At 67.4% G+C, this 7,879-nt stretch carries 10 protein-coding genes; 3 read left to right on the forward strand and 7 right to left on the reverse strand.

The window, feature by feature from the left end; all coding sequences use genetic code 11:
• The 3 genes from H5395_RS17145 to H5395_RS17155 all read right to left on the reverse strand — a co-directional run.
• Window positions 1-778 (reverse strand): phage portal protein (locus H5395_RS17145; protein ID WP_182793746.1); only part of this gene is annotated, 778 nt, incomplete at its 3' end.
• A gap of 14 nt (window positions 779-792) precedes the next feature.
• Complete coding sequence (locus tag H5395_RS17150) at window positions 793-2,565, reverse strand: terminase large subunit domain-containing protein (protein ID WP_182793747.1); 1,773 nt, start codon at window positions 2,563-2,565, stop codon at window positions 793-795.
• Window positions 2,549-3,046 (reverse strand): phage terminase small subunit P27 family, encoded by a 498-nt coding sequence (locus H5395_RS17155; protein WP_370576496.1) that lies wholly within the window; start codon window positions 3,044-3,046, stop codon window positions 2,549-2,551. The genes H5395_RS17150 and H5395_RS17155 overlap by 17 nt, the downstream gene beginning before the upstream one ends.
• 90 nt (window positions 3,047-3,136) lie before the next feature.
• Between H5395_RS17155 and H5395_RS17160 the strand changes: the two genes are divergently transcribed.
• The 3 genes from H5395_RS17160 (at window position 3,137) to H5395_RS17170 (ending at window position 4,825) form a co-directional block, all read left to right on the forward strand.
• Window positions 3,137-3,406 carry a hypothetical protein gene (locus H5395_RS17160; protein WP_182793748.1) on the forward strand — a complete coding sequence of 90 codons (270 nt, stop codon included), beginning with the start codon at window positions 3,137-3,139 and terminating at the stop codon, window positions 3,404-3,406.
• A gap of 95 nt (window positions 3,407-3,501) precedes the next feature.
• On the forward strand, window positions 3,502-4,089 hold the full coding sequence (locus H5395_RS17165) for a DUF3489 domain-containing protein (protein WP_182793749.1): 588 nt from the start codon (window positions 3,502-3,504) through the stop codon (window positions 4,087-4,089).
• 109 nt (window positions 4,090-4,198) lie between these two features.
• Complete coding sequence (locus H5395_RS17170; RefSeq protein ID WP_182793750.1) at window positions 4,199-4,825, forward strand: SOS response-associated peptidase; 627 nt, start codon at window positions 4,199-4,201, stop codon at window positions 4,823-4,825.
• A 195-nt stretch (window positions 4,826-5,020) separates the two neighbouring features.
• Here H5395_RS17170 and H5395_RS17175 read toward each other — a convergent pair whose 3' ends face one another.
• The 4 genes from H5395_RS17175 to H5395_RS17190 form a co-directional block, all read right to left on the reverse strand.
• Window positions 5,021-5,872 (reverse strand): class I SAM-dependent methyltransferase, encoded by an 852-nt coding sequence (locus H5395_RS17175; RefSeq protein WP_182793751.1) that lies wholly within the window; start codon window positions 5,870-5,872, stop codon window positions 5,021-5,023.
• A gap of 208 nt (window positions 5,873-6,080) precedes the next feature.
• A complete protein-coding gene (locus H5395_RS19625; protein WP_182793752.1) occupies window positions 6,081-6,437 on the reverse strand; it encodes an HNH endonuclease in 357 nt (118 codons plus the stop codon).
• 225 nt (window positions 6,438-6,662) lie between these two features.
• A complete protein-coding gene (locus tag H5395_RS17185) occupies window positions 6,663-6,872 on the reverse strand; it encodes a hypothetical protein (protein WP_182793753.1) in 210 nt (69 codons plus the stop codon).
• Window positions 6,869-7,729 carry a site-specific DNA-methyltransferase gene (locus H5395_RS17190; protein WP_370576497.1) on the reverse strand — a complete coding sequence of 287 codons (861 nt, stop codon included), beginning with the start codon at window positions 7,727-7,729 and terminating at the stop codon, window positions 6,869-6,871. The genes H5395_RS17185 and H5395_RS17190 overlap by 4 nt, the downstream gene beginning before the upstream one ends.
• Between the last annotated feature and the right edge of the window lie 150 nt (window positions 7,730-7,879).

Below are 7,879 nucleotides of genomic sequence, written 5' to 3' on the forward strand. Positions count from 1 at the left end.
CGTCGAGGCCCGCCTTGAGGTTGGCCACCGCCTCTTGCCCGAGCCGGCCGGGATGGCGAAGCACGCCCGAGACCCGGGCGCCATTGCGGAAGGTCGAGGCGCCGTGCTCTTCCATAGCCAACGACAGACCGATCGTCTCGCGGGCATGGGTGATGACCGAGACGCCGGTGATGCCGTCGAGCGTCATGCCGACAAGGTGGAACATCTCGGACTGACCGAGCCGCACGCGCACCCCGTCGCGGCGGGTGTAGACGTACTCGAGCGCCAGATCGTCCCGCTGCCGACAGGCCACCCGGTCCGGCTGCAGCGGGATCAGCTCCCGGACCTGCCCCCGCGAGCGCACGATCATGGCATAGGCATTTCCCCGCAACAGCAGATGCGTCTGCATCATGCGGCGGAACTGCGAGGGCGTCTGCCAGCGGTTCGGCCGTCGCCGCAGCAGGTGCCAGAGCGGATCGTCGGACGCGTCCTCTCGTGTGCGGTCGTCGATGCGGCGCCTCAGCTGCAGGGGCAGCGTCGCGACCGCCCCGGCGATGATGCGCACGCAGGCATGCACCGCCGCGACCGTGAGCGCGGTCTCGGCCGAGACGCTCACCCCGGCCGCCGTGGCGGATCCGCCGCGGAGGACCTGCTCCAGCTCGGCCGAGGTATGGACCACGGTGCCGCCCATCGGTCCGAGCGCCGCCTGCGGCTGCAAGTCCGGCCGGGATTGTGGTTGCGCGGCAGCAGCAGGCGTCGCGCTTGCGCGCGCGCCCAGGAGGCGGGACCAGAGGGGCATGGGCAAAAAACCTGTCAGAGCAGCATCGGCCCACGGGCCTGATAGACCGAGCGTCCGGCGGACTCGTCGCGCAGCATGGCGCGGCCAAGCGCATTGCAGAGCGCCACGATGCCGTCGATGCGCTCGCTTGAGCGTTCCTTGTCCGGCTTGATGTTGCCAGCCGGGTCGTGCCGGACGGCCACGTTCGAGGCATTCCAGCGCAGCACCGGATGGCCGCCGTGCCAGAGCAGCCGCGAGACCGCGAGCCGCTCGAGCTCCGCTGTGGGCGCAGCCATGCTCAGGAACCCCTGGCCGAACTGGACGAGGTTGATGCCCTCGTCCTGCAGATGCTGGACGATCTCGCCGGCGAAGGTGCGGTCATAGCTGAGCTCGCGCAGATCGAAGCGGCCTGCAAGATTGACAATCTCCGCCTCGATGAAGGCGAAGTCGGTGGCATTGCCCGGGGTCGCTGTCAGGAACCCCTGGTCGCGCCAGACATCGTAGGGCACCCGGTCGCGCCGGGCGCGGCGCAGGATGTCCTCCTCCGGTACCCAGAAGCGGCTGAGGGCAATCCACTTGTCGGCCAGATCGCCGAGCGACCCCTCCCGCGTCGGCGGAAACAGCAGCAGGAAGGCCGAGAGGTCGTTGACCCGGGCAAGGTCCAGTCCGCCATAGCACTCGCGGCCAGCCAGCAGGCGCTCGAGCCGTTCCAGTTCCATCTTGATCGTGGCGCCGCTGGTCTCCGGCGCAAGCCCACCTTCGGCCCAGACGTCCATGTCGAGCCAGCGGGTGACCTGTTCGGTCCACTCGTTGAGCCGCAGCCGGCGGATAGCGTTCTGCTGCGCTGGCATCTCCCGCGCCTCGTCGATCTGGCGCTTCAGATCATCCGGCTTCACCGTCACCGCGAGGCTCGGGTTGGCCTTCACCCAGACCCTCGGGTCGGTCCAGTCGTCGCCGGTGTCGATGGTGGCGATGAAGGCGAACCAGGGATCGGCCGTCTCGGACGGCAGCGTCCCCTCGAGCACCTTGACCGAGAACTCGTGATGCTGGCGGCAGACCGAGTGGCGATCATGCCCGGCGGTGGTGATCTCGACGATCAGCGGCTGCCGCCGGGCACCGGTTGCCGTGTTGAGCTTCTGGATGATTTCCGGACCCGGATGCTCATGCACCTCGTCCACCGCGGCGAAGTGCACGTTCAAGCCGTCCATCTTGCTGGCGTCGGCCGAGAGGGGCCGGAACCACGACGCGGTCGGCAGCACCGCGAGATTGTTGACCGTGCGGGTCACACGGGCCGAGAGCGCGGGGCTCGCCGCCACCATGCGCTCGGCCTCGCCGAAGACGATCCGGGCCTGATCGCGGGTGGTCGCGGCCGCATAGACATGCGCGCCGGCCTCGCCATCTGCGACCAGTGCATAGAGGGCGATGCCCGCCAGCAGTGCCGACTTGCCGTTCTTGCGGGCGACCTCGACGTAAGCCGTGCGGAAACGGCGCAGCCCGTCCGCCCGCTTCCAGCCGAAGACCGCGCCCACCACGAACTGCTGCCACGGCTGCAGTTCGAACGGCTGGCCCGCCCATTCGCCCGTCGAGTGCCGCAGATGGCTGAAGAACTCGGTCGCGTGCAGCGCCGCGTCACGGTTCCAGACGAGCCCCCGCTCCTTGCCGCTCGCGAGATCGTCCAGATGGCGCTGGCAGGCCAGCCGGGTGAGATGTCCGGCCACGACCTTGCCGGCGACCACCTTGCGGGCCCAGGCCGTTACCGGGCAGGCCAGTGCCTTGCGGCCCGAGGCGGATTTACGCGCTGTTGCCACGGTTCAGATAATCCTCGAACGGATCGCGGGTCTCGGCCGGCACCGCTGTGCGGATGCGGGAGCGGCTCGAGGGCGTGAGCCCGAAGTCGCTCTCGATCTGGCCCATCTGCGCCAGGCACTTGTTGGCCACCGCCAGGAAGGGGTTCTGGATGATGTTGCCGCCGGCGGTTTTTACCACCGGGCCACGGCGCTTGACCTCGACCTCCGCCTCAAGCCAGCGGTGCCAGACCACGACGTAGCGGGCGAGCGCCCCGGCATCGAGTTCGGTCATCACCCCGTGCCGGGCCAGCAGCTCGGCCATCTGGGTGAACTTCGCGGCCGCCGCGTCGTCCAGATGCTCGGGCGGCGGCGGGACCGCCACCATGGGCTGCGGCTCGGCGGGGTTCATCCGGTGCGGGCGGGCCGTGCCTTTCACCAGCTTCAGCTGGGTGGGAAGGGGCTTGCGGCCGGCCATCGTCTTGTCCTCGTTCTTCCCGCGCACAAAGCAATCATCTTGCTCGGGTTTGCCTACACTCCGGGGCGCCGCGGAGCGATGGTGCTGCGACGCCGATGCACTCTAGGGAGCCACCCGATGACCCGCCCGGACCCGATCACCAAGCCCCACCAGCAGCTGCACGCCGATCGCGGCGAGCCGACCCGGCAGGCTGCCCTTGCGGCCTTCGTCGCGCAGAAGGCTGAGATCGACTCCATGCTCGCCCGGCTGCAGGCGCTGAGCGACGACCACTTCGGCGCCCACCCCGACGACATCAACTGGGCTCACGTCGGCACCCTCGAACACTACGCCAGCCTGCTGAAGCGGATTACCGACAGCGCTTTCGGCGAGGGCGAGCACGCCCGCTGATCATCGGCATCGCAGGAACTTCTGCCGCGCGGAGGCGCGGCTCGGGGTCGTAGGAGGGCTGCGACGGTCGCGGCCCCGAACACGGAGACGGCCCCATGACGAAGCTTTCCGACACGCAGCTCGTGATCCTCAGCACCGCCGCCCAGCGCGCGGACCGCAACGTCCTGCCGCTCCCCGGCTCGCTCCGCGGTGGCGCCGCGGCCAAGGTCCTAGGCGCGCTGCTCTCCCGCGGGCTGATCGCGGAGACCACGACCGACAGCCAGATCAAGGCCGACGCCGCGCTGAACCGTATCTGGCGCAACGACGCGGATGGCTGCGCCATCCTGCTGCGCATTACCGACGCGGGCCTCGCCGCCATCGGCATCGGGCCCGACGTCGACGACAGCGCGCCCACGAGCGCCGACGAGGCGCCGAGCGCGGAGGCCCCGCAGGACGCTCCGGCCGGGACCGAGCCCGGGCCCAAGGCGCGGACACCGCGCACCGGCACGAAACAGGCCACGCTGATCGCCATGCTACGCGCACCGGACGGCGCGACCATCGAGGAGATCATGGCCGAAACCGGCTGGCAGTCGCATACGGTCCGCGGCGCCTTCGCCGGTGCACTCAAGAAAAAGCTCGGGTTCGAGGTGACCTCGGAGAAGATCCCGGTCCGTGGGCGGGTCTATTGGCTCTCCCGCGCCTGATAGCACCGGAACAGCAGCAATCCCGTTGCCGTCACGATCTAGGGTTCAGCAGGCGGCGGTCTGCTGAATCCGCGTTGCTCATGCCTTGGCGAGGGGGCATTTGGAAAACATGTGCAACCTTTATAGCCAGACCCGCGCCCAGGAGGCGATGCGCCAGCTTTTTGCTGCCGTCGACAAGCTCGGCAACCTGCCTGTGCAGCCGGAGATCTATCCGGACCAGATGGCCCCGATCGTCCGGACGGGAGCGGATGGCGAACGCGAACTGGTCAAGGCCCGGTGGGGATTGCCGTCCCCGCCATCGGTCCTGAAGACGGCCCGCGATCCTGGTATCACCAACGTGCGCAACACGGGGTCGCCTCACTGGCGGCGCTGGCTCGGTCCGGCGAACCGCTGCCTTGTGCCACTGACCGCCTTCGCCGAGCGGCGGGGCAAGGGACAGGGCAACCAGTGGTTTGCGCCGGCGGACGGACGGCCGGCCGCATTCGCCGGCATCCATGTCCCGGGCTGGACCTCGGTTCGCAAGGTCAAGGACGGCGCGACCACGGACGACCTGTTCGCATTCCTCACGACAACCCCGAATGCCGAGGTGGCTTCGGTCCACCCCAAGGCAATGCCGGTGATCCTGACCGAGCCCGCGGAGTGGCTGACCTGGATGTCCGCGCCTTGGAGCGAGGCACGATTGCTGCAGAGGCCGCTGGTGGATGGCACGCTCGAGCTTCTGGAGGGGCCGGTCTGAGCGACAATGGTCGCGAACCGCCCCGCGTTCCCGAGTGGCCAGCGGAACGGTCACCAGCCCCACAGGGGCTCGAACAGCCGCCGCAGCAGGTAGCCGCGCACCAGCGAGACCCCGACGAAGGCAAGGCGATGGTCAGATCCTCCCCGAGCCCGGTCTCGATCCCGAACCACGGGATGTGCGGCCCGAGTTCCCGCCTTAGGGCGCCGTTGCGGTGAACAAGTTGACGCGCGCGGGTATTCGGATCCCGTCGCTCGAGCGAAACTGCTCAAAGCGCGCAGCAACCTCCTCGGCGATTGCCGTCCTGTCCTCGTCCGTACCGCCTTTCTCCCTGACGACGCGAGCCGCCGGTCCAACGACCGTGACCAGCTTGAGGACTGCCTCGAGACCGCCAGGATGATGCAGGTCAACCGCGACGCCACGCCCCTCGCACCCGGAGAACCCGGCATCCGAGAGGATCGCTTTGACACGCTCGAGGTCTTGGAACGCCATGGGACCTGGCGCGTCTGGAGGTGTCGGAGGAACCGTCCCCAGCCGCGCCGTCGCGATCCGGTGCGGCCAGGCAAACCAGGGGTTCTCCTCCGGCCCCGCCCAGGCGACGAATGCGATCCGTCCTCCTGAGCGCAGCGACGACCGAATATTTCGGAACGCCGTGACGGGGTCGGCGAAGAACATGAGCCCGAAACGGGACGCGACAAGATCAAAGGCTGACTCTGCGAACGCGTGGTCCTGTGCGTCCGCGAGCTCGAAGGTCACGTTCTCAATCCCAAGCTCGTCGCGACGAACAGAAGCGCGCTCGAGGAGCGGCGAAGAGATGTCGACCCCGTGGACCCGCCCCGTAGGCGCGACGGCGCGAGCCAGCGCCAGCGTGGACGCTCCGGCGCCGCACCCGACGTCCAGCACTGCTTCGCCCTCCCGAGGCTGGCAGGCTTCAAGCAGCAGGTCCCCGGCCGCCTGCGATATCGCGTCGAGGTCCGCTTGATATCGGACCCAGTTCTGGCCGGGTGCCGAGTTCCAGAACTCGGTCTGGTCCGCATTGGTCTGTGCCATCGCGAAGCGCCTCCGCGTCATGCGCCGGCAGTATGCAGTATAACGTTTGCGGCAGGAACTGTGGGAATAATTGGAGGAACGGCAGGAATTGGCGCGGCCGTTATGGGAGTGATGCTTAACCCGCTGGTCTGGATCCCCGCGGCCGTTACCGTGGTTAGTGTTGGAGCGCTGGAAGGTGGCTGTTATCTCGCGGGAGATTAAGGCAGCACTACCTCGCTTCCTGGATACTGATCCCGATCTGCGTGGCCAACCATCGGCCTGACGCCATCCGGTGCCGCACATGCGCACGATGCGCTGCCGGCGACAAAGGGTGTTTCTTCCGATGCCTCGAGTTGTTGCAGTACAAACAGGCGGCAACGATGTTCTCGGCAGTATTCGCGCCACCTTCTGAGCGAGGCTGGAGATGCTCTGCCGTGCATCGCAGCATCCTCGGCAACAGTCCCGATCTGCTGTGCGCCTGCGCGACCGGAGCAATGCCATCATCCCACATTGGCAAGCCGCAGTAATAGCAGCGCCCCCCCTGTGCCATCATTTTCATTCTGCGGATCTTCTTCAGTGCTTTCATGGCACGGGTACTCCATTCGACTTCGTGAGAAGCGAATGCGCGGCGTCCCGAAAGACGCTCCCCGGCGGGAAGCTTATGCTCGCGCGAGACCCGATTATTCGTGGCTTCGCAGTCCGGACCACGAAACCTGCAGGATTCACCTCCAGATCAGAGTGACCTCTGGCCCACTCAAGACGCCCAAAGCCGTCTTCGCAGCCTTTTGCATATGAGACGGGACGATTTGCGTCAACGGAGCCGTTCGAAGGCCCGCCGCAGGGCGAAGGATCGCGCGATGCTCGCCATCGTGAACACGGCTCCGATCTTCAGGTTCTGCGCCAGCGTCGTGTGCAGTCCAAAAATTGGAAAGATCAATATCTGCGTGACGACGGCAACGCCGTAGCCGACCGCGATGTTGGCGACAGCCTCGACCAGCGACATGGTACGCGTCTGTTTCATGCCGCGTTCTCCTGGCTCTCTGCCGCGCCGCTCAGCCGTTCGGCCTTCACCTCGTCGAAAGTCCGGCCGTCGCTGTCGAGAACTGCCTCACGCCCCGTCTCTGCCTGCCAGCGTTCCACGGCCACATCGACATAGGCCAGGCTGATCTCCATGGCGAAGACCCGCCGGCCGTTGGCCTCGCCCGCCATGATCTGCGAGCCCGAGCCCGAGAACGGCTCGTAGCAGAGCCCGCCACGAACGACGTGCTGGCGCATCGGGATGCCGAAGGCATCAAGCGGCTTCGGCGTCGGGTGGTCGGGCCGCTCGTCCCTGGCGAAGCTCGGCATCTCCCAGGTCGAGGGCAGCGTCTGCTCGGCCACCTTCGGCGGGCGCTTGCCCCGGATCCAGCCCATGAAGCAGGGCTCGTGCTTCCAGAGGTAATGCGACCGGGTCAGCACACCGCGGTCCTTCACCCAGATGATCTGCTGATGGACGAAGGCCCCGGCCTTTTCCCAGCAGGCTTCCAGCATCGCCTGGCGGCGGGAGGCGTGCCAGCAGTACCAGGCGGCATCCTCGGTGATCGCCTCGGCCACCGCTGCGCCGATGAACCCGTCGTAGAGTTCTGTGCCCTGCGAACTGTCGTCCCAGGTCGTGCCGTAGGACTGGCTCCACTCCTTGTTGCGGGTCGGATGGTTCGCGCCGTCGTAGTCGACGAGATACGGCGGGTCGGTCGCGAACAGCACGGCGCGCTCGCCGTTCATCAGCCGGCGGACGTCCCCATGGTTGGTGCTGTCGCCACAGAGCAGCCGATGGTCGCCGAGGATCCAGAGATCACCGGTCCGGGTGACCGGGTTGCGCGGCGGCTCCGGGATGACCACGGGCGGGGTCGAGCCAGCGTCGTGGCGTTGTTGCAGAACTCGGCCGCTAGTGGCGACTTCCCCTTTCCCTTTTGACGTCAGGCCACGCGTTCGATTTCGGCCGTGCCGAGTGCATTGAAGCGGTTCATCAGTGCAATGCGGACGTGGATT

Source organism: Paracoccus sp. MC1854, assembly GCF_014164635.1.
In the GTDB taxonomy this organism is placed as follows: Bacteria; Pseudomonadota; Alphaproteobacteria; order Rhodobacterales; family Rhodobacteraceae; genus Paracoccus.

What these genes read in the sequence shown, in the direction of transcription:
- H5395_RS17175 (WP_182793751.1), bottom strand. Translation starts at nt 5,872, where the DNA reads ATGGCACAGACCAATGCGGACCAGACCGAGTTCTGGAACTCGGCACCC.
- H5395_RS17160 (WP_182793748.1), top strand. Translation starts at nt 3,137, where the DNA reads ATGACCCGCCCGGACCCGATCACCAAGCCCCACCAGCAGCTGCACGCC.
- H5395_RS19625 (WP_182793752.1), bottom strand. Translation starts at nt 6,437, where the DNA reads ATGAAAGCACTGAAGAAGATCCGCAGAATGAAAATGATGGCACAGGGG.
- H5395_RS17185 (WP_182793753.1), bottom strand. Translation starts at nt 6,872, where the DNA reads ATGAAACAGACGCGTACCATGTCGCTGGTCGAGGCTGTCGCCAACATC.
- H5395_RS17165 (WP_182793749.1), top strand. Translation starts at nt 3,502, where the DNA reads ATGACGAAGCTTTCCGACACGCAGCTCGTGATCCTCAGCACCGCCGCC.
- H5395_RS17170 (WP_182793750.1), top strand. Translation starts at nt 4,199, where the DNA reads ATGTGCAACCTTTATAGCCAGACCCGCGCCCAGGAGGCGATGCGCCAG.